The 22,668-nt window shown below is 58.8% G+C and carries 23 protein-coding genes and 1 other RNA gene; 18 read left to right on the plus strand and 6 right to left on the minus strand.

The window, feature by feature from the left end; genetic code table 11:
- Positions 1-85 precede the first annotated feature (85 nt).
- A complete protein-coding gene (gene zapE / locus HUW52_RS06745) occupies positions 86-1,180 on the plus strand; it encodes a cell division protein ZapE (protein WP_016985150.1) in 1,095 nt (364 codons plus the stop codon).
- 184 nt (positions 1,181-1,364) lie between these two features.
- Here the strand turns inward: zapE and HUW52_RS06750 are convergent, their stop codons facing one another.
- A complete protein-coding gene (locus HUW52_RS06750; protein WP_175555647.1) occupies positions 1,365-2,261 on the minus strand; it encodes a GlxA family transcriptional regulator in 897 nt (298 codons plus the stop codon).
- A 250-nt stretch (positions 2,262-2,511) separates the two neighbouring features.
- Here HUW52_RS06750 and HUW52_RS06755 point away from each other — a divergent pair, with 250 nt between their 5' ends.
- A complete protein-coding gene (locus HUW52_RS06755; RefSeq protein ID WP_007917034.1) occupies positions 2,512-3,648 on the plus strand; it encodes an acyl-CoA dehydrogenase family protein in 1,137 nt (378 codons plus the stop codon).
- A gap of 101 nt (positions 3,649-3,749) precedes the next feature.
- Here HUW52_RS06755 and HUW52_RS06760 read toward each other — a convergent pair whose 3' ends face one another.
- On the minus strand, positions 3,750-4,790 hold the full coding sequence (locus HUW52_RS06760) for an NADP(H)-dependent aldo-keto reductase (protein ID WP_016985148.1): 1,041 nt from the start codon (positions 4,788-4,790) through the stop codon (positions 3,750-3,752).
- Between the two features lie 245 nt (positions 4,791-5,035).
- Here HUW52_RS06760 and rplM point away from each other — a divergent pair, with 245 nt between their 5' ends.
- The 7 genes from rplM (at position 5,036) to HUW52_RS06795 (ending at position 9,921) form a co-directional block, all read left to right on the plus strand.
- Positions 5,036-5,464: a 50S ribosomal protein L13 gene (gene rplM, locus HUW52_RS06765; RefSeq protein WP_007917032.1), complete on the plus strand. Its 429-nt coding sequence runs from the start codon at positions 5,036-5,038 to the stop codon at positions 5,462-5,464.
- 14 nt (positions 5,465-5,478) lie between these two features.
- Positions 5,479-5,871 (plus strand): 30S ribosomal protein S9, encoded by a 393-nt coding sequence (gene rpsI, locus HUW52_RS06770; protein WP_008080273.1) that lies wholly within the window; start codon positions 5,479-5,481, stop codon positions 5,869-5,871.
- Between the two features lie 270 nt (positions 5,872-6,141).
- Positions 6,142-6,735, plus strand: coding sequence for a ubiquinol-cytochrome c reductase iron-sulfur subunit (gene petA, locus HUW52_RS06775; RefSeq protein ID WP_007917031.1), 594 nt, complete (start codon positions 6,142-6,144; stop codon positions 6,733-6,735).
- On the plus strand, positions 6,735-7,946 hold the full coding sequence (locus HUW52_RS06780) for a cytochrome bc complex cytochrome b subunit (RefSeq protein ID WP_016985147.1): 1,212 nt from the start codon (positions 6,735-6,737) through the stop codon (positions 7,944-7,946). The genes petA and HUW52_RS06780 overlap by 1 nt, the downstream gene beginning before the upstream one ends.
- The gene (locus HUW52_RS06785; protein WP_064120488.1) at positions 7,946-8,728 is read left to right on the plus strand and encodes a cytochrome c1; all 783 of its coding nucleotides are present in this window, start codon (positions 7,946-7,948) and stop codon (positions 8,726-8,728) included. The genes HUW52_RS06780 and HUW52_RS06785 overlap by 1 nt, the downstream gene beginning before the upstream one ends.
- 145 nt (positions 8,729-8,873) lie before the next feature.
- Positions 8,874-9,491, plus strand: coding sequence for a glutathione S-transferase N-terminal domain-containing protein (locus HUW52_RS06790; RefSeq protein WP_007917025.1), 618 nt, complete (start codon positions 8,874-8,876; stop codon positions 9,489-9,491).
- Between the two features lie 16 nt (positions 9,492-9,507).
- Entirely contained in the window at positions 9,508-9,921 is a 414-nt protein-coding gene (locus HUW52_RS06795; protein WP_007917024.1) for a ClpXP protease specificity-enhancing factor, read from the plus strand.
- A gap of 51 nt (positions 9,922-9,972) precedes the next feature.
- Here HUW52_RS06795 and HUW52_RS06800 read toward each other — a convergent pair whose 3' ends face one another.
- The 4 genes from HUW52_RS06800 to HUW52_RS06815 form a co-directional block, all read right to left on the minus strand.
- Positions 9,973-10,551: a BON domain-containing protein gene (locus HUW52_RS06800; RefSeq protein ID WP_007917023.1), complete on the minus strand. Its 579-nt coding sequence runs from the start codon at positions 10,549-10,551 to the stop codon at positions 9,973-9,975.
- Complete coding sequence (locus HUW52_RS06805; RefSeq protein WP_007917022.1) at positions 10,548-11,141, minus strand: phosphoheptose isomerase; 594 nt, start codon at positions 11,139-11,141, stop codon at positions 10,548-10,550. The genes HUW52_RS06800 and HUW52_RS06805 overlap by 4 nt, the downstream gene beginning before the upstream one ends.
- A gap of 104 nt (positions 11,142-11,245) precedes the next feature.
- Positions 11,246-11,608, minus strand: coding sequence for a YraN family protein (locus tag HUW52_RS06810; RefSeq protein WP_034156479.1), 363 nt, complete (start codon positions 11,606-11,608; stop codon positions 11,246-11,248).
- Positions 11,608-13,419, minus strand: a complete 1,812-nt coding sequence (locus HUW52_RS06815; RefSeq protein WP_108226037.1) for a penicillin-binding protein activator — start codon at positions 13,417-13,419, stop codon at positions 11,608-11,610. The genes HUW52_RS06810 and HUW52_RS06815 overlap by 1 nt, the downstream gene beginning before the upstream one ends.
- A 177-nt stretch (positions 13,420-13,596) precedes the next feature.
- On the opposite strand from HUW52_RS06815, the gene rsmI reads away from it, so the two are divergent.
- The 9 genes from rsmI (at position 13,597) to mraY (ending at position 22,665) form a co-directional block, all read left to right on the plus strand.
- Positions 13,597-14,502, plus strand: coding sequence for a 16S rRNA (cytidine(1402)-2'-O)-methyltransferase (gene rsmI, locus HUW52_RS06820; protein ID WP_034156477.1), 906 nt, complete (start codon positions 13,597-13,599; stop codon positions 14,500-14,502).
- 73 nt (positions 14,503-14,575) lie between these two features.
- Positions 14,576-14,929: RNase P RNA component class A (gene rnpB / locus HUW52_RS06825), an RNA gene on the plus strand.
- A gap of 402 nt (positions 14,930-15,331) precedes the next feature.
- A complete protein-coding gene (mraZ, locus tag HUW52_RS06830; RefSeq protein ID WP_007917012.1) occupies positions 15,332-15,787 on the plus strand; it encodes a division/cell wall cluster transcriptional repressor MraZ in 456 nt (151 codons plus the stop codon).
- Positions 15,784-16,731: a 16S rRNA (cytosine(1402)-N(4))-methyltransferase RsmH gene (rsmH, locus tag HUW52_RS06835; protein WP_008082779.1), complete on the plus strand. Its 948-nt coding sequence runs from the start codon at positions 15,784-15,786 to the stop codon at positions 16,729-16,731. The genes mraZ and rsmH overlap by 4 nt, the downstream gene beginning before the upstream one ends.
- Entirely contained in the window at positions 16,728-17,021 is a 294-nt protein-coding gene (gene ftsL / locus HUW52_RS06840) for a cell division protein FtsL (protein WP_007917008.1), read from the plus strand. Before rsmH ends, ftsL begins: the two co-directional genes overlap by 4 nt.
- A complete protein-coding gene (locus HUW52_RS06845; RefSeq protein ID WP_175555648.1) occupies positions 17,021-18,760 on the plus strand; it encodes a penicillin-binding protein 2 in 1,740 nt (579 codons plus the stop codon). Before ftsL ends, HUW52_RS06845 begins: the two co-directional genes overlap by 1 nt.
- Positions 18,760-20,223: a UDP-N-acetylmuramoyl-L-alanyl-D-glutamate--2,6-diaminopimelate ligase gene (locus HUW52_RS06850; RefSeq protein WP_175553239.1), complete on the plus strand. Its 1,464-nt coding sequence runs from the start codon at positions 18,760-18,762 to the stop codon at positions 20,221-20,223. Before HUW52_RS06845 ends, HUW52_RS06850 begins: the two co-directional genes overlap by 1 nt.
- On the plus strand, positions 20,216-21,583 hold the full coding sequence (gene murF, locus HUW52_RS06855) for a UDP-N-acetylmuramoyl-tripeptide--D-alanyl-D-alanine ligase (RefSeq protein WP_175553240.1): 1,368 nt from the start codon (positions 20,216-20,218) through the stop codon (positions 21,581-21,583). The genes HUW52_RS06850 and murF overlap by 8 nt, the downstream gene beginning before the upstream one ends.
- Positions 21,583-22,665, plus strand: a complete 1,083-nt coding sequence (gene mraY, locus HUW52_RS06860; protein WP_007917000.1) for a phospho-N-acetylmuramoyl-pentapeptide-transferase — start codon at positions 21,583-21,585, stop codon at positions 22,663-22,665. Before murF ends, mraY begins: the two co-directional genes overlap by 1 nt.
- Positions 22,666-22,668: the final 3 nt, after the last annotated feature.

A 22,668-nucleotide genomic window follows, 5' to 3' on the forward strand; every position in this document is an offset into this window, starting at 1 on the left:
GGCACGGTCCGACCAAGGGCCGATTGCCATTCCCACGGGCCGTCGCTACAGTGACGGCCCGTTTTTGTTGCCTTGCTAACGAATTATGACGCCCCTAGAACGATACCAAGCTGATCTGAAACGCCCGGACTTCTTCCATGACGCCGCGCAGGAGACTGCTGTGCGTCATTTGCAGCGTCTGTACGACGATCTGATCGCCGCCGATCAAAACAAGCCGGGCCTGCTGAGCAAGCTGTTCGGCAAGAAGGATCAGACGCCGGTCAAGGGCCTGTATTTCTGGGGCGGCGTGGGTCGCGGCAAAACTTACCTGGTCGACACCTTCTTCGAAGCGCTGCCGTTCAAGGAAAAGACCCGAACCCACTTCCACCGCTTCATGAAGCGCGTGCACGAAGAGATGAAAACCCTTGGCGGCGAGAAAAACCCGCTGACCATCATCGCCAAGCGTTTTTCCGACGAGTCGCGGGTGATCTGCTTCGATGAATTCTTCGTTTCCGACATCACCGACGCGATGATCCTCGGCACGCTGATGGAAGAGTTGTTCAAGAACGGCGTGACCCTGGTCGCGACCTCGAACATCGTCCCGGACGGTCTGTACAAGGACGGGCTGCAACGCGCGCGCTTCCTGCCGGCCATCGCGCTGATCAAGCAGAACACCGAGATCGTCAACGTCGACAGCGGCGTCGACTACCGTCTGCGTCACCTCGAACAAGCGGAGCTGTTCCACTATCCGCTCGACGAAGCTGCTCACGAAAGTCTGCGCAAGAGCTTCAAGGCGCTGACGCCGGAATGCACGGCTGCGGTCGAGAACGATGTACTGATGATCGAGAACCGCGAGATCCGTGCCCTGCGTACTTGCGACGACGTGGCCTGGTTCGACTTCCGCGAACTGTGCGACGGTCCGCGTAGCCAGAACGACTACATCGAATTGGGCAAGATCTTCCACGCCGTGCTGCTCAGCGGTGTCGAGCAGATGAGCGTCACCACCGACGACATCGCTCGTCGCTTCATCAACATGGTCGACGAGTTCTACGACCGCAACGTCAAGCTGATCATTTCCGCTGAAGTCGAGCTGAAGGATCTCTACACCGGCGGCCGTCTGAACTTCGAATTCCAGCGTACGCTGAGCCGTCTGCTGGAAATGCAGTCCCACGAATTCCTGTCGCGGGCGCACAAGCCTTAAGCAGAATCGCGAAACAAAAAAGGGCCTGCAATTGCAGGCCCTTTTTTATGTCCAGAATTCACCGCAATACCCTGTAGGAGTGAGCCTGCTCGCGATAGCGGTGGATCAGTCACATAAATGCTGCATGGACGGACGCAATCGCGAGCAGGCTCACTCCTACATCGGTTTGTGTAGGGGCAGAGGGTTACGCAGCCTGCTGAAACTGCTGCCGATACTGATTCGGCGACAGCTCGGTGTGCTGACGGAACAACCGCGCAAAGAAGCTCGCATCGTCGTAACCGACCTCATAACTGATGGTCTTGATGCTCTTGCGGCTGCCGGACAGCAAGCCTTTTGCCGTCTCGATGCGCAGGCGTTGCAGGTAATGCAGCGGCTTGTCGCCAGTCGCAGTCTGGAAGCGTCGCATGAAGTTACGAATGCTCATACCGTGCTCGCGGGCGACGTCTTCGAAGCGGAACTTGTCGGCGAAATGCTCTTCGAGCCAGTGCTGGATCTGCAGGATGATCACGTCCTGATGCAGTTTCTGCCCGCCAAAACCGATGCGACCCGGCGCGTAGCTGCGCTGCACTTCATAGAGAATATCGCGGGCCACGGCTTGTGCGACGTTGGCCCCGCAGAAGCGCTCGATCAAGTAAATGTAGAGGTCGCAGGCCGAGGTGGTGCCGCCGGCGCAGTACAGGTTGTCGGCATCGGTCAGGTGCTTGTCCTGATTGAGATAGACCTTTGGAAAGCGCTCGGCGAAGGCATTGAAGAAGCGCCAGTAGGTGGTCGCTTCCTTGCCGTTGAGCAGGCCGGCCTCGGCCAGCCAGAACACCCCGGTGGCTTCGCCGCATAACACCGCACCGCGGGCATGCTGTTCACGCAGCCAGGGCAACACTTGCGGATAACGGCCGCACAGCGTGTCGAAATCGTCCCAGAACGCCGGGAGGATAATGACATCGGCGTTTTCCAGGCCGCCGTCGACCGGCATCACGACGTCACTGAAACTGTTCACCGGTTTGCCGTCGGGGCTGACCAGGCGTGTTTCGAATGCCGGTGTCAGGCCATGGCCCAATTGTTTGCCATAACGCAGGCTGGCCAGATGGAAGAAATCCTTGGCTTGCATGAGAGTGGAGGCGAAAACCCGGTCGATTGCCAGGATGCTGACGCGCCGCAAGGGCGTGGAGACTTGCTTGGACATAATTCAACTTTTGTTTTGTTTTTATAAGGGAAAGTGGTCACCAGACGGCTGGATCGTCTTATTTTTTGTCGGATGTGTCCAGTGTCCTGTGTCAGAGGGGAGGCTTAGTCTCTGAAGGTCATCTCCCACCAACAACAAAGAAAGGTGCCGCATGATCCCCAGAACCTTGTTCAGCTCCGAGCACGAATTGTTTCGCGACAGCGTACGAACCTTCCTCGAAAAAGAGGCGGTGCCGTTTCATGCGCAATGGGAGAAGCAAGGCTATATCGACCGCAAACTCTGGAACAAGGCAGGCGAGGCGGGGATGCTCTGCTCGCACCTGCCGGAAGAGTATGGTGGGTTGGGGGCGGATTTTCTTTACAGCGCGGTGGTGATCGAGGAGGTCGGTCGATTGGGTTTGACCGGTATTGGTTTCTCGCTGCATTCGGACATTGTCGCGCCGTACATCCTGCATTACGGCAGTGAAGCGCTGAAACACAAATACCTGCCTAAACTGGTTTCGGGCGAGATGGTCACGGCCATTGCCATGACCGAGCCGGGCGCCGGTTCCGATCTGCAAGGCGTGAAGACCACCGCTGTTCTGGACGGTGACGAATATGTCATCAACGGTTCGAAAACCTTTATCACCAACGGCTTTCTGGCGGATCTGGTGATCGTGGTCGCCAAGACCGACCCGAAGGCCGGCGCCAAGGGCACCAGCCTGTTTCTGGTCGAAGCCAATACGCCGGGCTTCGACAAGGGCAAGCGCCTGGAGAAGGTCGGCATGAAGGCCCAGGACACCTCCGAGTTGTTCTTTCAGGATGTGCGCGTGCCCAAGGAAAACCTGCTGGGGCAGGCCGGGGCAGGGTTTGCTTATCTGATGCAGGAGTTGCCGCAAGAGCGTCTGACGGTGGCCATTGGCGGTTTGGCCTCAGCCGAAGCGGCGTTGCAGTGGACGTTGGACTACACCCGCGATCGCAAGGCCTTCGGCAAAGCGATTGCCGACTTTCAGAACACGCGCTTCAAGCTGGCAGAAATGGCCACCGAGATTCAGATCGGCCGAGTCTTCGTCGACAAATGTCTGGAACTGCACCTGCAAGGCAAGCTGGATGTGCCAACTGCGGCGATGGCGAAATACTGGGGCACTGACCTGCAATGCAAGGTGCTCGACGAGTGCGTGCAGTTGCATGGCGGTTACGGCTTCATGTGGGAGTACCCGGTGGCCCGGGCGTGGGCGGATGCGCGCGTGCAGCGGATTTATGCCGGCACCAATGAAATCATGAAGGAGATCATTGCGCGCTCGCTTTGATCTTCGCTGCATTGGCTGGCCTCTTCTTGAGCAGGCTCGCTCCCACAGGGGATCACCGTACCTGTGGGCGCGAGCCTGCTCGCGAAGCTTTTAACGGTCGATCAAGGCGCAGGATTCGGATGATCCTTGTGAATCGCCTCAATCCCTGCCAGCACTTCATCGGAAAGCTTCAGATCGAAACTGGCAATGTTGCTGTCCAGTTGCTCAAGCGTCGTTGCCCCAATGATATTGCTGGTGACAAACGGTTGCTGAGTCACAAAAGCCAAAGCCATCTGCGCCGGATCCAGGCCATGTTCATGGGCCAGCGCCACATAGCGGCTGCACGCTGCTTCCGACTGCGCATTGAAATAGCGGCTGAAGCGGCTGTAGAGACTCAGACGACCTTTCGGCGGGCGAGCGCCACCCTCGTACTTGCCTGAGAGGAAACCAAACGCCAGCGGCGAATAGGCGAGCAAGCCGCATTGTTCGCGGATGGCGATTTCCGCCAGACCCACCTCGAAGCTGCGGTTGAGCAGGTTGTACGGGTTCTGGATCGACACCGCACGCGGCCAGCCACGGGCTTCGGCCAGCGCCAGAAAACGCATGGTGCCCCACGGGGTTTCGTTGGACAGGCCAATGTGGCGGATCTTACCGGCCTTTACTTGCTCGTCGAGCGCCTCAAGGGTGTCTTCGAGCGGGGTCAGGTTGGCTTCGATCTTGTGTTTGTAGCCCAGCTGTCCGAAAAAGTTGGTGCTGCGCTCCGGCCAGTGCAGTTGATACAGATCGATGTAGTCGGTCTGCAGGCGCTCGAGGCTGGCATCCACCGCTGCGGTGATGTGCTGCCGGTTGTGACGCAGGTTTTTGTCGCGAATGTAGTCGATGGTGTTGCCGGGTCCGGCAATCTTGCTGGCGAGGATCCAGTCGGCACGGTCGCCGCGACTTTTGAAGTAATTGCCGATATAGCGCTCGGTGGTGGCGTAGGTTTCGGCTTTCGGCGGCACCGGGTACATCTCGGCGGTGTCGATGAAATTGATCCCGGCCTCTTTGGCCCTTTCTATCTGCGCGAAGGCTTCAGCTTCAGTGTTTTGCTCGCCCCAGGTCATGGTGCCGAGGCAGATTGCACTCACGTTCAGGTCGGTACGGCCTAGCTGGCGATAGTCCATCGGGTGCTCCTTGGGCAAAACAATCATAAAAGCAGGTTGAAATATTTTTCGCAATCTGCATAATTGCCGACCTCTTTCTGCAGTGGAAGTGATGCGCCGCCGCCGAAGAATCTTGCCGTTGAACGGACGCGCCGACCCGAGCCCCCGAAAGCGTCTGTATCCGGCTGCCTTTGACTTGTCAAAGTACGCACTATTCAGTAAGATCCGCCGTCTAATTTACAGGGCGGCCCCTGAGGCTATAAAGAATGAAAACTTTTACTGCTAAACCGGAAACAGTAAAGCGCGACTGGTTTGTCGTCGACGCTGCTGGTCAGACCCTGGGTCGTCTGGCCACCGAAATCGCGAGCCGTCTGCGTGGCAAGCACAAGCCTGAGTACACTCCTCACGTTGACACCGGCGACTACATCGTCGTAATCAATGCTGAGCAGATTCGTGTTACCGGTGCTAAAACCACTGACAAAATGTACTACTCCCACTCCGGTTTCCCGGGCGGCATCAAGTCGATCAACTTTGAAAAGCTGATCGCTAAAGCCCCTGAGCGCGTGATCGAGACCGCGGTTAAAGGCATGCTGCCTAAAAACCCACTGGGTCGCGACATGTACCGTAAGCTGAAAGTCTATGCGGGCGCTGCACACCCACATACTGCTCAGCAGCCCCAAGAACTGAAGTTTTAACGGAATAGTACATTATGTCGGCGACTCAAAATTACGGCACTGGCCGTCGCAAGACCGCAACCGCACGCGTTTTCCTGCGTCCGGGTACTGGTAACATCTCCATCAACAACCGTTCGCTGGAAAACTTCTTCGGTCGTGAAACTGCCCGCATGGTAGTTCGCCAGCCGCTGGAGCTGACTGAGACTGTCGAGAAGTTCGACATCTACGTCACCGTGATCGGCGGTGGTGTAAGCGGTCAAGCTGGCGCAATCCGCCACGGCATCACTCGCGCTCTGATGGACTACGACGAAACCCTGCGTGGCGCTCTGCGCAAAGCTGGCTTCGTTACTCGCGACGCCCGTGAAGTTGAACGTAAGAAAGTTGGTCTGCGTAAAGCGCGTAAGCGTCCGCAGTACTCGAAGCGTTAATTTCGCTTTCGCGTTCAAAAAGAACGCCCGCCTCCTCACGGAAGCGGGCGTTTTTTTATGCCTGTGATTTATCAAAGAATTGCGCTGCGACAACTTGCCACTTCCGTAGACCCCCTATACTGCAAGGCTTGAGGGTACGAGCTCCGGGTAATTCCCTTGTCAGAATTGGGGCTTTTCATTACCATCTCGGCAAAATTTTTATAAGTAACATTGATTTATTTAGTAGATGCCTGATTTAACAGGCCACAAAAGCTGATGGGAGAGGACTGAATGAGCAATGACGGCGTGAATGCAGGCCGGCGTCGCTTCTTGGTAGCAGCCACATCCGTGGTGGGTGCTGCAGGAGCGGTGGGGGCTGCGGTCCCGTTCGTGGGGTCATGGTTTCCCAGTGCCAAGGCGAAAGCCGCTGGTGCACCGGTGAAAGTGAATGTCAGCAAAATCGAGCCAGGACAGCAGATGATTGCTGAATGGCGCGGCCAGCCGGTGTTCATTGTTCGTCGTACCGAGGAAATCCTGGGGAATCTCAAGAAGATCGAAGGCCAGCTCTCCGATCCAACCTCCAAAAACTCCACGCAACCTACCTATGTCGACCCTGAAGTGCGCTCGATCAAGCCGGAAATTCTGCTGCTGATCGGGATCTGCACACACCTGGGTTGCTCACCAACTTTCCGTCCCGAAGTGGCACCTGCGGATCTGGGTAAAGACTGGGTCGGTGGCTATTTCTGCCCTTGCCACGGTTCTCACTACGATCTGGCTGGCCGCGTCTACAAGTCGCAACCCGCGCCTTTGAACCTGCCAGTTCCCCCGCATTCCTATGAGACCGATGACCTGATTGTCATTGGCGTCGATACGGAGAAAGCGTGATGAGCAAGTTCATGGATTGGGTTGATGCGCGCTTCCCTGCGACCAAAATGTGGGAAGACCATCTCAGCAAGTATTACGCTCCAAAAAACTTCAACTTCTTCTACTTCTTCGGCTCCCTGGCGCTGCTGGTGCTGGTGAATCAGATCGTCACCGGTGTCTGGCTGACGATGAGTTACACGCCGTCGGCAGAAGAAGCCTTCGCTTCCGTTGAATACATCATGCGTGACGTCGAGTACGGCTCGATCCTGCGTCTGCTGCACTCGACCGGTGCTTCGGCGTTCTTCATCGTGGTTTATCTGCACATGTTCCGTGGTCTGCTCTACGGCTCCTATCAGAAGCCGCGTGAGCTGGTCTGGGTCTTCGGCATGCTGATTTATCTGGCGCTGATGGCCGAAGCCTTCATGGGGTATCTGCTGCCGTGGGGCCAGATGTCGTACTGGGGTGCCCAGGTGATCATCTCGCTGTTCGGTGCGATTCCGGTGATCGGCAACGACCTGACCCAGTGGATTCGTGGTGACTATCTGATCTCCGGGATCACCCTGAACCGCTTCTTCGCCTTGCACGTTGTTGCGTTGCCGATCGTGATTCTCGGTCTGGTGGTGCTGCACATTCTGGCGCTGCACGAAGTCGGTTCGAACAACCCTGACGGCGTCGACATCAAGAAGCACAAAGACGAAAACGGCATCCCGCTGGATGGTATCGCCTTCCACCCGTACTACACCGTGAAGGACATTGTCGGTGTCGTAGTGTTCCTGTTTATCTTCTGCTTCATTGTGTTCTTCTTCCCGGAAATGGGCGGTTATTTCCTCGAAAAGCCAAACTTCGAGCAAGCCAACCCGTTCAAGACGCCAGAACACATTGCCCCGGTCTGGTACTTCACGCCGTTCTACGCAATCCTGCGTGCGATCCCGGACAAACTCATGGGTGTTATCGCCATGGGCGCGGCGATTGCGGTGCTGTTCGTACTGCCGTGGCTGGATCGCAGCCCGGTCAAATCGATGCGCTACAAAGGCTGGATGAGCAAGATCTGGCTGGTGGTGTTCTGCATTTCGTTCGTGATTCTCGGCATTCTCGGTGTGCTTGCGCCGACGCCGGAGCGAACCTTGCTGTCGCAGGTCTGCACCTTCCTGTACTTCGCCTACTTCATTCTGATGCCGTTCTACACCAGGCTCGAGAAGACCAAACCGGTTCCGGAAAGGGTGACTGGCTGATGAAAAAGTTATTTTTTGCTCTGATTTTTGCTGCGTTGCCTGTGCTGTCTTTCGCTGCTGAACACGGTGGTCCAGAACTGGAAAAAGTCGACATCGACGTTTCCGACAAGGCCGCTCTGCAGGACGGTGCGCGTACCTTTGCCAACTATTGCATGGGTTGCCACAGCGCCAAGTTCCAGCGTTACGAACGGGTTGCCGATGACTTGGGCATTCCTCACGAAATGATGCTGGAGAAGGTGGTGTTCACCGGTGCCAAGATCGGCGATCACATGAACATCGGCATGCAGCCGGCGGATGCCAAGACCTGGTTTGGCGCAGCGCCGCCGGACCTGACCCTGGTGGCTCGCGTGCGTGGCACCGACTGGCTTTACGGTTACCTGCGTTCGTTCTACGAGGATCCTGCACGTCCATGGGGCGTGAACAACAAGGTCTTCCCGAACGTCGGCATGCCTAACGTGCTGGTCGGCCTGCAAGGTCGCCAGGTCGTGGGTTGCAAACAGGTGCAGATCGTCGAGGATGGCAAGAAGCAATATGATCCGCTGACCGGCACGCCTCTGACCCATGAAGCGTGCGATCAACTGACCATCGTGCCGAAATCCGGTGCTCTGAACGAAGAGCAGTTCGATGAGAAGGTCAAGAATCTGGTAACCTTCCTGGCTTACTCGGCTAACCCGGTTAAGCTGCAACATCAGCGCATCGGTACTTATGTCTTGCTGTACCTGGCGTTCTTCTTTGTGTTCGCCTACCTGCTCAAGCGTGAATACTGGAAAGACGTGCACTGATACGCTTCAAGCATTGCTGTTAATCGCGCGCGCCCAAGGGCGCCTCCGATAGCGCAACTCTGGTCAGCCAGACGTTGCGGGAGGCGCCCTCTGGGCGCGCGCGTTTTTCCGGTTCCGACAAATTCAACAAGCGAGGAGGATCGCCATGGGCGTGACCAATCGGTTGGCCTGTTACTCCGACCCCGCCGACCACTATTCCCACCGAGTGCGCATCGTGCTTGCAGAGAAGGGTGTCAGCGCCGAGATCATTTATGTGGAAGCTGGTCGCCAGCCGCCTAAACTGATTGAGGTAAACCCTTACGGCAGTCTGCCGACGCTGGTCGATCGTGACCTGGCGTTGTGGGAGTCGACCGTGGTGATGGAATATCTGGATGAGCGTTACCCGCATCCGCCATTGATGCCGGTTTATCCGGTGGCGCGTGCCAACAGTCGTCTGCTGATTCACCGTATTCAGCGTGACTGGTGTGGTCTGGTGGATCTGATCCTGGATCCGAAGAGCAAGGAGGCCGCGCGAGTCGTGGCGCGCAAGGAATTGCGTGAAAGCCTGACGGGCGTGTCGCCGCTGTTTGCCGACAAGCCGTTTTTCCTCAGTGAGGAACAAAGTCTGGTGGATTGCTGCCTATTGCCAATACTCTGGCGTTTGCCGATTCTGGGTATTGAACTGCCGCGGCCAGCCAAGCCGCTGCTTGATTATATGGAGCGCTCGTTTGCGCGTGAGGCTTTCCAGGCGAGTCTGTCTGGTGTCGAACGCGATATGCGCTAAGGCTTAAGGAGCCGCTATGAACTCCAGTCGACCTTATCTGGTCCGCGCGCTCTACGAGTGGATTGTTGATAACGATTGCACCCCGCACATGCTGGTCAATTCCGAATACCCGGCGGTGCAGGTACCGCAGGGTTTCGCCAGTGACGGGCAGATCGTCCTGAACATCTCCCCCAGTGCCGTGCGTCATCTGCACATGGACAACGACGTGGTGACCTTCGAAGGTCGCTTCGGTGGCGTCCCGCACAGTCTGTACGTGCCGATCAGCGCGATCCTGGGGATCTACGCCCGGGAGAACGGTCAAGGCATGGTGTTCGATCTCGAGTCGCCCATGGATGACGAAGAAGAGATCGAGTCGGATGACGACTTGCCGCCACCGGACAGTGAGCCACCGCGCCCTAGCGGCCGGCCTAGTTTGAAAGTGGTGAAGTAATAAAAAAGGCGATCCGGTTGGATCGCCTTTTTTGTGCGCGCGTTTCGGCTGTCAGTCGATGTACTCGAACAGCTTGACGATTTTCTGTACGCCAGAAACACCCTGTACCAGATTGGTCGCCTGAGTGGCTTCCTGTTTGGTCAGCAGGCCCAGCAGGTAGACGATGCCGTTCTCGGTCACGACCTTGATGCGCGAGCCAGGAATGCTGGCGTCGGTGAGCATCTGGGTCTTGATCTTCGATGTCAGCCAAGTGTCATTCTGGCGCGCCAGGAAACCGGACGGCGGTATGACCTGCAGTTCGTTATGAACGGTTTTTACCCGTTGCACAGCGGCTGCGGCCTGCTCAGCCTTGGCTTTCAAATCTGCGCGAGGGGTTTGACCAGCAAGCAAGACAACGCCGTTGAAACTGGTCACAACGATGTGCGAATCGTTGTCCAGGGCCGGGTCGGCCTTGGCCACGTTCACGCCCACTTTGGTTTCGATCAACGAGTCGTCGATCTTGCTGCCGAAGGTGCGGGTGCCGCGGTCGTCGTCGATCGGTGCTTCACGGCTGGCATTCACCACCGAGGTGCAGCCGCTGATGCCGAGGCACAGGGTCAAGGCCAGAAGGCCAAGGCGATTAGGGGTCATTCTTCACTCCCGAACAGTTGGCTGTCGATCAGATCGCAAAGGCAATGGATCGCCAGCAAGTGGACTTCTTGAATACGTGCAGTGACATTGGCCGGTACGCGAATCTCGACGTCCTCGGGCAACAGCAGCGACGCCATGCCGCCGCCATCGCGTCCGGTCATAGCTACGACAATCATTTCGCGATCATGTGCGGCCTGGATCGCTTGAATAATGTTCGCCGAGTTGCCGCTGGTCGAAATCGCCAGCAAGACATCGCCTGGCTGACCCAGTGCGCGGATCTGTTTGGAGAACACTTCGTTGTAGCTGTAGTCGTTGGCGATCGAGGTGATCGTCGACGTGTCGGTGGTCAAGGCGATGGCCGGCAGGCTCGGGCGCTCGCGCTCGAAGCGGTTGAGCAGTTCCGAAGAGAAGTGCTGGGCATCGCCGGCCGAGCCGCCGTTGCCGCACGAAAGCATTTTGCCTTCGTTGAGCAGGGCGTTGACCATGATCTGGCTGGCTTGCTCGATGTGCGGTGCAAGTACGTCCATCGCCTGTTGCTTGGTGTCGATACTGGCCTGGAAAAGCTGGCGAATTCGGGATTGCATGTCCATCTGTGTGACCTTAAGTAGCGCGGCTGTCCGGCACATGAATGTGCAGCCCGCAAAGCAAAGAGCAAAATTTGTCGGTGGGATTGTCCGGGTCGCAACGCCGGCGATCAACTGTCGAAAGCATTCTGCAACCAGTTCAGCTGATCCGGATGGCTGTCGATGGCCACCACGTCGAAGCGGCAAGGGGAATTGGCCCAACGCGACTCGCGCTGAAGAAAATACTGTGCAGCGAAAATCAGTTTCTGCTGCTTGCGCCCATCGATGCTAGCGAGCGCGCCACCCCATTGGGTGTTTTTTCTGTAGCGAACTTCAACGAATACTACTGTATCGCCATCAAGCATGACCAGATCAAGCTCGCCGCGTTTACAAAACCAGTTCTGCGCCAGCAGGCGCAGACCTTGTTGTTGCAGATGCTCGAGCGCCTGGCGCTCGGCATCCTTACCGCTTTGCGAGCGTGACCTGTCAGGCATCAGCGTGGGGTGTCCGGCAGGCGCTGAACCTGACCGCTGACGAACTGCGCCCAAGGCAGCTGACGCACAACACGCTGGGTCTGGGTCATGCCGAGGCTGCCCGACTCACCGTCAATGCGGCTGTCCGGCAGCGCCTTGAGTTGACCCAGGCGCGGTGCCAGGCGGTAGGCATCCACACCCATCGCGTACAGGCGACCGAGACTACCGGCGGCTTGCGGCCATTGCGCAACCACTTGCTGACGCAGTGGATCGCTGTTGTCCAGCAGCCATGGGGTTTCGCAGAAGCGAATGCCGTTCATGTCGTTGTACTGATTCACGTCGCCGCTGGCGCTGTAAACGTGCGAGGTCGCGTAAACCGGAACGTCACCGGCGTACTGGAAGTTCAGGGTTGGCTTGATCTGCTGCGCCTGTTGCGGCGTGGCGGCGAGGAAGATGAATTCGATGTCCTGACGACGCGACGGCTGCGCGGCAACGTTGGTACCGGCAGCATTCTGCAGGCTCTTGGCGCGGGCTTCGCTTTGGCGCAGCTGGAACATGTCGGCGATTTGCTGGGCCAGTTGCACCGGCTGATCAACCCGTTCAGTGGCGACGATGCTGCCACCATTGGCTTGCCAGTCCTGGCTGAAAGCGCGCAGTACGCGGTCGCCCCATTCGCCTTTCGGCACCATGATCGCGGCGCGGTGCAGGCCATCGGCACGGGCGCGGCGCGAGACTTCGCGGGCTTCATCTTCAGCGGCCAGACCAAACTGGAACAATTGCGCCGGGCCTTGATCACCTTCGCTGTAGTTCAGCGCGAGGGTGGTGATCGGCAGTTGCGGGCGAGTGCTCAGCTGTTTGACCAGTGGTTTTTCCAGCGGGCCAACGACCAGTTGCACGCCGTCAGCCTGAGCCTTGCGATAGAACTCGTCCATCGAGGTCAGCTTGGAGCTGTCGTAGAACTCGATCGCTGGCGGTTTCTGCCCGGCCTGTTGAGCCTGGTAGTGCGCAGCCATGAAGCCTTCGCGCAGTGCTTTACCGACCGCTGCCAGTTGACCATCTTGCGGCAGCAGCAGGGCGATTTTGCTCAGAGGCTGGCTGGCCAGTTCCTTGAGTTTGGTCAATGGCAACGGCAGGTTGATTGCGGCCGGGTGCTTTGGATTCTGCGCGCGCCAAGTGTCGATCGCGGCTTGCTGCTGTTCCAGGGTGCCGGCGGATTTCACTGCCAGTGCCAGGCCCATCCAGCCGCCGAGATCGTCGCTGGTGTTGGGTTGCAGCTGGTCGGTCGGCAGCGAGCCAATCAGTGTCCAGATGGCTTCGTGGTTCTTGCTCGCGGCTTCGCCTTGCAGCATCGGTGCGATGAACACGCGCTCGCGAGCGGCAGCCAGGGTCTGGCCGTCGGCCTCAAGGGCGCGGGCGTGAACGGTGCCGGTGCGCACTTGCTGCTCTTCAGGCATCTCGCCCAAGTGTTGCAGGCTTGGATGGCTCAGGGCGGTCAGCGCGGCTTTCGGCTGATTGCGGGTCATGGCCAGTTCGGCATTCAGCGTGCTGGCGAAAATCTGCTGGCCTGGCTTGAGTTGCTCCATCGGCACTTGCTGCAGGATTTGCGCGGACTGACCGGCGTTGCCCTGGCGATAAGCCAGATCTGCAGCGCTGAGGCGCAACAGAGCGGCTTTTTCCGGGGTTTTCGCCTGGCTAGCCTGTTCGAGCAGTTGCTCGATGCTGGCATCCGGAGTCCGTGGAAGTTCGCCAAGGCTGGAGGAAGGGGAGCTGGCGCAAGCCGCCAACAGGGCAGCGAGGCAGAGGGCAGTGAACAGCCGCAGGCAAGCGATCATGTAAGTGTTCCTGATACTCGATCAAATTAGCGTCGAATTGTACCCAAGCACTGGCCGGGGCGCGATGTTACTGGCGTGAATCGGACAATTTAGCTGGAGTAAATGTTGCGGCGGCGCACAACTGCGTACAAATCCGGGCTCGGCTTGAACGCATCGCAAGCCTCGGGTCGCGCTACAATGGCCGCTTTTACCGATCACGAGGTGTGCGCTTTGACTGCTCCAGGTTCCCTGAATTCCGCTGCTGGCTCGCTTTATGTGGTGGCGACGCCCATCGGCAACCTGGACGACATCAGCGCCCGGGCCTTGAAGATCCTCCGCGAAGTGGCATTGATCGCTGCCGAGGACACCCGCCACTCGGCGCGCCTGATGCAGCACTTCGGGATTGGCACGCCGCTGGCCGCGTGTCACGAACACAATGAACGAGATGAAGGTAGCCGCTTTATTACCCGCTTGCTGGCGGGTGATAACGTCGCGTTGATCTCCGATGCCGGCACGCCGCTGATTTCCGATCCGGGTTATCACTTGGTGCGACAGGCTCGTGCGGCTGGAATCAATGTGGTGCCGGTGCCGGGTGCCTGCGCCCTTATCGCCGCACTGTCGGCGGCCGGTCTGCCGTCCGACCGCTTCATCTTCGAAGGTTTTCTGCCGGCCAAATCGGTCGGGCGCAAAGCGCGACTGGAAGCCGTCAAGGAAGAGCCGCGCACATTGATCTTCTATGAAGCACCGCACCGCATTCTTGAATGCCTGCAGGATATGGAAGCAGTGTTCGGCGGTGAGCGTCAGGCATTGCTCGCCCGGGAAATCACCAAAACCTTCGAGACGCTAAAAGGTCTGCCGCTGGCTGAGCTGCGCGCGTTCGTCGAATCCGACAGCAACCAGCAGCGCGGTGAATGCGTAGTGTTGGTGGCAGGCTGGACGGCGCCGGAGTCCGAAGACGCCGTCAGCAGCGAAGCGATGCGCATCCTCGATCTGTTGCTTGAAGAGATGCCGCTCAAGCGTGCCGCCGCGCTGGCAGCGCAGATCACTGGCGAACGCAAAAACGTGCTGTATCAGGTCGCGCTGGATAAACAGAAAGGCGTGTAAGCCGTCGCCCATAGCGGTCTTGAGGCTTTTAGCGCTTGTTCTTCGGGCGCTCTGCCGTTAACCTTCGCGGCGGAGAGTCGATCGGACAGTCGCTGCCCTCTATGAAAATTAGGGGGGGGAGGAAAGTCCGGGCTCCATAGGGCGAAGTGCCAGGTAATGCCTGGGAGGCGTGAGCCTACGGAAAGTGCCACAGAAAATAACCGCCTAAGCGCTTCGGCGCCGGTAAGGGTGAAAAGGTGCGGTAAGAGCGCACCGCACGTCTGGCAACAGTTCGTGGCTAGGTAAACCCCACTTGGAGCAAGACCAAATAGGGTCCCAAGGCGTGGCCCGCGCTGGGACCGGGTAGGTTGCTAAAGATGTCCAGTGATGGCCATCGTAGACGAATGACTGTTCAAGACAGAACCCGGCTTACAGATCGACTCTCCACCTTTTTCTTTCCCTGCTTGAATCATTGGCAGCAGGGCTGTGTAATATCAGCAGGCCTGGGCTGAAAGTCCGGCAGCGGCAAACGCGGTAATAGCCATTTCCCACCTCGCTTCAATCAACAGCAGAAGCGCCTTTGTAATACCGAAAAAATCTTACTCTTAACAAATCACTTTAACTTTCGAGCGCAGTTATCAGTGCTGCATCAAGTTATGGGTCGAAAGTCTGCGCCAGATTGTCGTTACACCTCCTTTTAAGCTCCTAAATCTCCGTTCTGTAAGGGTTTTCCTTTAATCCGCGCCTTGACGGTGTGGTGGGCGCATTCCTATAGTGTGCGCAAGTGGCGGAAAGTGGCATGAAGTGGGTTTTTTGAGCTCAAAACGATAAAAATTGGAGAAACGCAGACGTGTTTCGCGGAGCTAACGCTATCAGTCTCGATGCAAAGGGCCGTCTCGCCATGCCGAGCCGGTACCGTGACGAGCTCGATTCGCGTAGTTCCGGCCAATTGATCGTCACCATTGATGCCGTTGATCCGTGTCTGTGTGTCTATCCGCTCGACGAGTGGGAAATTATTGAAACCAAGTTGCGCGCACTCCCTTCGCTTCGCGAAGAGAACCGCCGCTTGCAGCGTTTATTGATCGGCAACGCCGTCGACCTTGAACTCGATGGCAGTGGCCGTTTTCTGGTTCCACCGCGTCTGCGCGAATACGCCAAGCTCGATAAGCGCGCGATGTTGGTAGGCCAACTGAACAAGTTCCAATTGTGGGACGAGGATGCATGGAACGCGGTTTCTGCCGCTGACCTTGCTGCCATTCAACAACCGGGCGCGATGCCTGATGAACTGCGTGATTTGATCCTGTGACTATTGATAGCGGCTTTAACCACATCACCGTACTGCTTGACGAAGCCGTCGAGGCTCTCGCCGTACGTCCTGATGGCTGCTATCTGGACGGCACGTTCGGGCGCGGCGGACACAGTCGGCTGATCCTCAGCCAGCTCGGCACGGACGGTCGGCTCATCGGATTCGACAAAGATCCACAAGCGATTGCCACCGGGCAAACGCTAGCGGCCGAAGACGGCCGCTTTGTCGTTGTGCAGCGCAGCTTTGCCGAGCTCGGTTCCGTCGTCGCTGAACAAGGTCTGAGCGGCAAGGTCAGCGGCATTCTGCTCGACCTGGGCGTGTCTTCGCCGCAGCTCGACGACGCAGAGCGCGGCTTCAGTTTCCTCAACGACGGCCCGCTCGACATGCGCATGGATCCGTCCCGTGGCATCAGCGCTGCCGAATTCGTCAACACCGCGCCGGCTGAGGAAATCGCTCGGGTGTTCAAGGAATACGGCGAAGAACGTTTCTCCGGGCGTATGGCTCGCGCCGTCGCCGAGCGTCGCGATATCAAGCCGTTCGAGCGCACCGCCGATCTGGCCGAAGTATTGAAAGTCGCCAACCCGGCATGGGAAAAGGGCAAGAACCCGGCCACCCGTGCATTCCAGGGTTTGCGTATTCACGTCAACAACGAATTGGGTGATCTGGAAGCCGGCCTCGAAGCCGCGCTGGACGCGCTGGAAATTGGCGGTCGTCTGGTCGTGATCAGCTTCCACTCGCTGGAAGACCGCATCGTCAAACTGTTCATGCGCAAGCTGGTGAAAGGCGAAGCCGACAACCTGCCGCGCAACCTGCCGGTTCGCCACGTCGCGTTCGAACCGAAAATCAAAGTCCATGGCAAAGCGCAGACGGCCTCCGACGCCGAACTCAAAGCCAACCCACGTTCCCGTAGCGCCGTCATGCGCGTCGCGGAGAAGTTGCGGTGAGCAAGCTTTTCGCCAAGCCACTGCCCGGCGGCAGCTTTCTGATGCTGCTGCTGTTCATCGGCGTGCTCGTCTCGGCCATCGCCGTGTCGTACAGCGCGCACTGGAACCGGCAGTTGCTCAACACCCTTTACAACGAACTCAGCGTGCGCGACAAGGCGCAGGCCGAGTGGGGTCGTCTGATTCTTGAGCAAAGCACCTGGACCGCGCACAGCCGCATCGAAGTGCTGGCCACCGAACAACTGAAAATGCACATTCCCGGCGCGGCTGACGTGAAGATGGTGGCGCCATGATGAAACTCGAAGGCGCACTGTTCCCATGGCGCTTCCGCCTGATGGTAGCGCTGCTCGGCGTGATGGTCGCAGCGATCTGCTGGCGCATCATCGACCTGCAAGTGGTTGACCGTGACTTCCTGAAAGGTCAGGGCGATGCACGCAGTCTGCGTCACATCCCGATTCCGGCTCACCGTGGTCTGATCACCGACCGTAACGGCGAGCCTTTGGCCGTGAGTACTCCAGTGACCACGCTGTGGGCCAACGCCAAGGAAATGCAAACGGCGAAAGAGAAGTGGCCGGCACTCGCTGCCGCCCTGGGTCAGGACCCGAAAGCCCTGACCGAACGCCTCGAAGCTCAGGCCAACAAAGAATTCATTTACCTGGTGCGCGGGTTGACCCCCGAGCAGGGCCAGTCGGTGCTCGATCTGAAAGTGCCGGGCGTTTACGGCATCGAAGAATTCCGCCGGTTCTATCCGGCCGGTGAAGTCACCGCACACATGGTCGGTTTTACCGACATCGATGACCACGGTCGTGAAGGTGTCGAACTGGCTTATGACGAATGGCTGGCCGGGGTGCCGGGTAAACGACAGGTCATCAAGGATCGGCGCGGTCGGCTGATCAAGGATGTCCAAGTCACCAAAAACGCCAAGGCCGGCAAGCCCTTGGCGTTGTCCATTGACCTGCGTCTGCAATATCTGGCCAACCGCGAGCTGCGTAACGCGATCATCGAGAACGGCGCCAAGGCCGGCAGCCTGGTGATCATGGACGTCAAGACTGGCGAGATTCTGGCCATGGTCAATCAGCCGACCTACAACCCGAACAACCGTCGCAACCTGCAACCGGCGATGATGCGTAACCGCGCGATGATCGACGTGTTCGAACCGGGTTCGACCATGAAAGCCATCTCGATGAGCGCCGCGATCGAAACCGGCCGCTGGAAACCGAGCGACACCGTCGAGGTGTATCCGGGTTCCCTGCAGATCGGCAAGTACACGATCAAGGACGTTTCCAGGACCGAAGGCCCGGTGCTCGATCTGACTGGCATTCTGATCAATTCCAGTAACGTGGGGATGAGTAAGGTCGCGTTCGACATCGGCGGCGAAACCATTTTCCGCCTCGCGCAGAAAGTCGGTCTTGGCCAGGACACCGGCCTCGGCTTCCCGGGCGAGCGTGTCGGCAACCTGCCGAACTATCGCGAGTGGCGCAAGGCTGAAACTGCGACGCTGTCTTACGGCTACGGTATTTCCGTGACCGCGATTCAGCTGGTTCACGCGTTCTCGGCGTTGGCCAACAACGGTCGTCTCGCACCGCTGACCCTGATCAAAACCGACAAGCCGCCGCAGACCACGCAAGTGCTGCCGGAAGCCGTGGCGAAAACCATGCAAGGCATGCTCACCCAGGTGATCGAAGCGCCGCGCGGCGTGTTCCGTGCGCAGGTGCCGGCGTATCACGTGGCGGGCAAGTCGGGTACCGCACGCAAAACCTCGGTGGGCACCAAGGGCTACGCCGAAAACTCTTATCGCTCGCTGTTCGCCGGTTTCGGCCCGATGAGCGATCCGCGTTACGCGATTGTGGTGGTGATCGATGAGCCGTCCAAGGCCGGTTACTTCGGTGGTCTGGTTTCCGCGCCGGTGTTCAGCCGTGTGATGTCCGGCACCCTGCGCCTGATGAACGTTACGCCGGACAACCTGCCGACGACGCAACAAGCCAACGCTACCCCGGTCGTTCCGCTGAAAGCCAATGGAGGGCGCGGCTGATGTCATTAAGTCTGAACAAGATATTCCCCCACGCCGGCCACGATCTGTTGATCCGTGAATTGGCGCTGGACAGCCGCAACGTACGCGCAGGCGATCTGTTCCTCGCCGTGCCTGGCGGCAAATTCGATGGCCGTGCGCACATCGCCGATGCCCTGCAACGCGGCGCGGCGGCTGTAGCTTATGAAGTCGAAGGAGCCACCGTGCTACCGATCACTGACGTGCCGCTGATTCCGGTCAAAGGCCTGGCAGCGCAGCTGTCGGACATCGCCGGGCGTTTCTACGGTGAGCCAAGCCATCATCTGAACCTGATCGGCGTGACCGGCACCAACGGCAAGACCAGCGTAACCCAATTGGTTGCGCAGGCACTCGATCTGCTCGGTCAGCATTGCGGCATCGTCGGTACTCTCGGTTCCGGCTTCTATGGCGCACTGGAAAGTGGTCTGCACACCACGCCGAATCCGATCGCCGTACAAGCAACCCTGGGCGACCTGAAAAAGGCCGGCGCCAAAGCCGTGGCCATGGAAGTCTCGTCCCACGGTCTGGATCAGGGCCGCGTCACCGCGCTGGCGTTCGACGTCGCGGTGATGACCAACCTGTCCCGCGATCATCTGGATTATCACGGCACCATGCAGGCGTACGCCGAGGCCAAGGCCAAGCTGTTCGCCTGGAATGATCTGAAGTGCCGCGTGGTCAACCTTGACGACGATTTCGGCCGGCAACTGACTGCGGAAAAACGTGAATCGCGGCTGATCACCTACAGCCTGCTCGACAGCAGCGCCTACCTGTATTGCCGCGAAGCGCAGTTCGACGACCACGGTGTGCGCGCCACGCTGGTCACGCCGCAGGGCGAACATCATCTGCGCAGCACGCTGCTCGGTCGCTTCAACCTGAGCAACGTACTGGCAGCCGTCGGCGCCTTGCTCGGTCTGGATTACGCGCTCGACGAAATTCTCAAAGTACTGCCGAAACTCGAAGGCCCGGCCGGACGCATGCAGCGTCTGGGTGGTGGCACGCAACCGTTGGTGGTCGTCGATTACGCCCACACCCCGGATGCGCTGGAAAAAGTCCTGACCGCGCTGCGCCCGCACGTCAAAGGTCAGCTGATGTGCCTGTTCGGCTGCGGCGGTGACCGTGATCGCGGCAAGCGTCCGTTGATGGCGGAAGTGGTCGAGCGTCTGGCCGATCAGGTACTGGTCACCGACGACAACCCGCGCACCGAAGATCCAGCGGTGATTTTCGACGACATCCGCGCCGGTTTCACGGCTGTGGATAAAGTCACTTTCGTCGCCGGCCGTGGCCAGGCGATTGCGCAGCTGATCGCCGGTGCTTCGGCGGATGACGTGATTGTCCTGGCCGGTAAAGGTCACGAGGACTATCAGGAAATCAACGGTGAGCGCCACGCTTTCTCCGATCTGGTCGAGGCTGATCATGCCCTGACCGCTTGGGAGGTGGCCCATGCTTAAGGCCCTGAAACTCAGCGAACTGACCAACGCGCTCGACGCACGTTTGATCGCCGCCGATGCCAGCTTCGACGGCGTCAGCATCGACAGTCGTGCAATTCAGCCTGGACAACTGTTTATTGCGTTGACCGGCCCGCGTTTCGACGGTCATGACTACTTGAACGATGTTGCCGCCAAAGGCGCCGTCGCTGCGCTGGTCGAGCGTGAAGTCGCCGACAGCACCTTGCCGCAACTGCTGGTGAAAGATACCCGTCAGGCCCTCGGCCAATTGGGCGCGCTGAACCGTGCTGCATTCACTCAGCCAGTCGCAGCGATCACCGGCTCCAGCGGCAAGACCACGGTCAAGGAAATGCTCGCGAGCATCCTGCGTACGCGCGGACCGGTGCTGGCGACCCGTGGCAATCTGAACAACGACCTCGGCGCGCCGCTGACCCTGCTCGAACTGGCCCCGGAACACACTTCGGCGGTGATCGAACTGGGCGCCTCGCGCCTCGGCGAAATCGCTTACACCGTTGGCCTGACCAAGCCACACGTAGCGATCCTGAACAATGCCGGCACCGCGCACGTTGGTGAGTTTGGCGGTCCGGAAAAAATCGTCGAAGCCAAAGGCGAAATCATCGACGGCCTCGCGGCTGATGGCGTCGCCGTGCTCAACCTCGATGACAAGGCCTTCGGTATCTGGAAGACCCGTGCCGGCGCTCGCAAAGTACTGACGTTCGCCCTGAGCAACACTCAGGCGGATTTCCATGCCAGCGATCTGACCACCGATGCGCGTGGTTGCCCGGCTTTCAATCTGCACACACCTGAAGGTGTCGAGCGCGTTCAACTGAACCTGCTCGGCACGCATAACGTCGCCAACTCCATGGCTGCCGCCGCTGCCGCACACGCCTTGGGCGTGTCGCTGTTCGGCATCGCCACCGGGCTTGGCGCCGTGCAACCGGTCAAGGGGCGCACCGTCGCGCAACTGGCGAAAAACGGCATGCGCGTGATCGATGACACTTACAACGCAAACCCCACCTCAATGTGCGCGGCCGTTGATATACTCGCCGGCTTTTCCGGCCGCACCGTCCTGGTGCTCGGAGATATCGGCGAGTTGGGCGATTGGGCGGAGCAGGGGCACCGCGACGTGGGCGAGTACGCCCGGGGCAAGGTTTCCGCGCTTTATGCCGTTGGGCCAAACATGGTTCACGCCGTAAACGCTTTCGGTGAACAGGCGCATCACTTCGGCAGCCAAGCCGAACTGATTCAGGCCCTCGACGCCGAGCAGGACACAAACACCACCATTTTGATCAAGGGTTCGCGCAGTGCAGCGATGGAAAACATCGTTGCGGCTCTGTGCGGGTCCAGTCTGGAGAAACATTAATGCTGCTGCTGCTAGCGGAGTATCTGCAACAGTTCTACAAAGGCTTCGCGGTCTTTCAGTACCTGACCCTGCGCGGGATCCTCGGTGTGCTGACCGCGCTGGTTTTGTCGCTGTGCTATGGACCGTGGATGATCCGCACTTTGCAGAACCGTCAGATCGGCCAGTCCGTTCGTAACGATGGTCCGCAATCGCACCTGTCCAAGTCGGGCACCCCGACCATGGGCGGCGCGCTGATCCTGTCTTCGATCGGCGTCAGCACTCTGCTTTGGGCTGACCTGAGCAACCGCTACGTCTGGACTGTTCTGTTGGTGACTCTGTTGTTCGGCGCCATCGGCTGGGTCGACGATTACCGCAAAGTCATCGAGAAGAACTCCCGTGGCTTGCCGAGCCGCTGGAAGTATTTCTGGCAGTCGGTGTTCGGCCTCGGCGCGGCGATCTTCCTTTATATGACCGCTTCCACCCCGGTGGAAACCACGCTGATCCTGCCGATGCTCAAGGACTACAGCATTCCGCTGGGCCTCGGTTTCATCGTGCTGACCTACTTCGTGATCGTCGGTTCAAGCAACGCGGTCAACCTGACTGACGGCCTCGATGGCCTGGCAATCATGCCGACCGTGATGGTCGGCGGTGGCCTCGGCATCTTCTGCTACCTGTCGGGTAACGTGAAATTCGCTGAATACCTGTTGATCCCTTACGTGCCGGGTGCGGGCGAACTGATCGTGTTCTGCGGTGCGCTGATCGGTGCCGGTCTGGGCTTCCTCTGGTTCAACACTTATCCGGCGCAAGTGTTCATGGGCGACGTCGGTGCCCTGGCACTCGGCGCGGCACTGGGCACCATCGCGGTGATCGTCCGTCAGGAAATCGTCCTGTTCATCATGGGCGGCGTGTTCGTGATGGAAACCCTGTCAGTCGTCATTCAGGTTGCGTCCTTTAAGCTGACCGGTCGCCGTGTGTTCCGCATGGCACCGATACACCACCATTTTGAACTCAAGGGCTGGCCCGAGCCGCGCGTGATCGTCCGTTTCTGGATCATCACCGTGATTCTCGTGCTGATTGGCCTTGCCACCCTGAAGCTGAGGTAGAAC

This window comes from Pseudomonas sp. 43A (assembly GCF_013363935.1).
Classification (GTDB): Bacteria; Pseudomonadota; Gammaproteobacteria; order Pseudomonadales; family Pseudomonadaceae; genus Aquipseudomonas; species Aquipseudomonas crudilactis.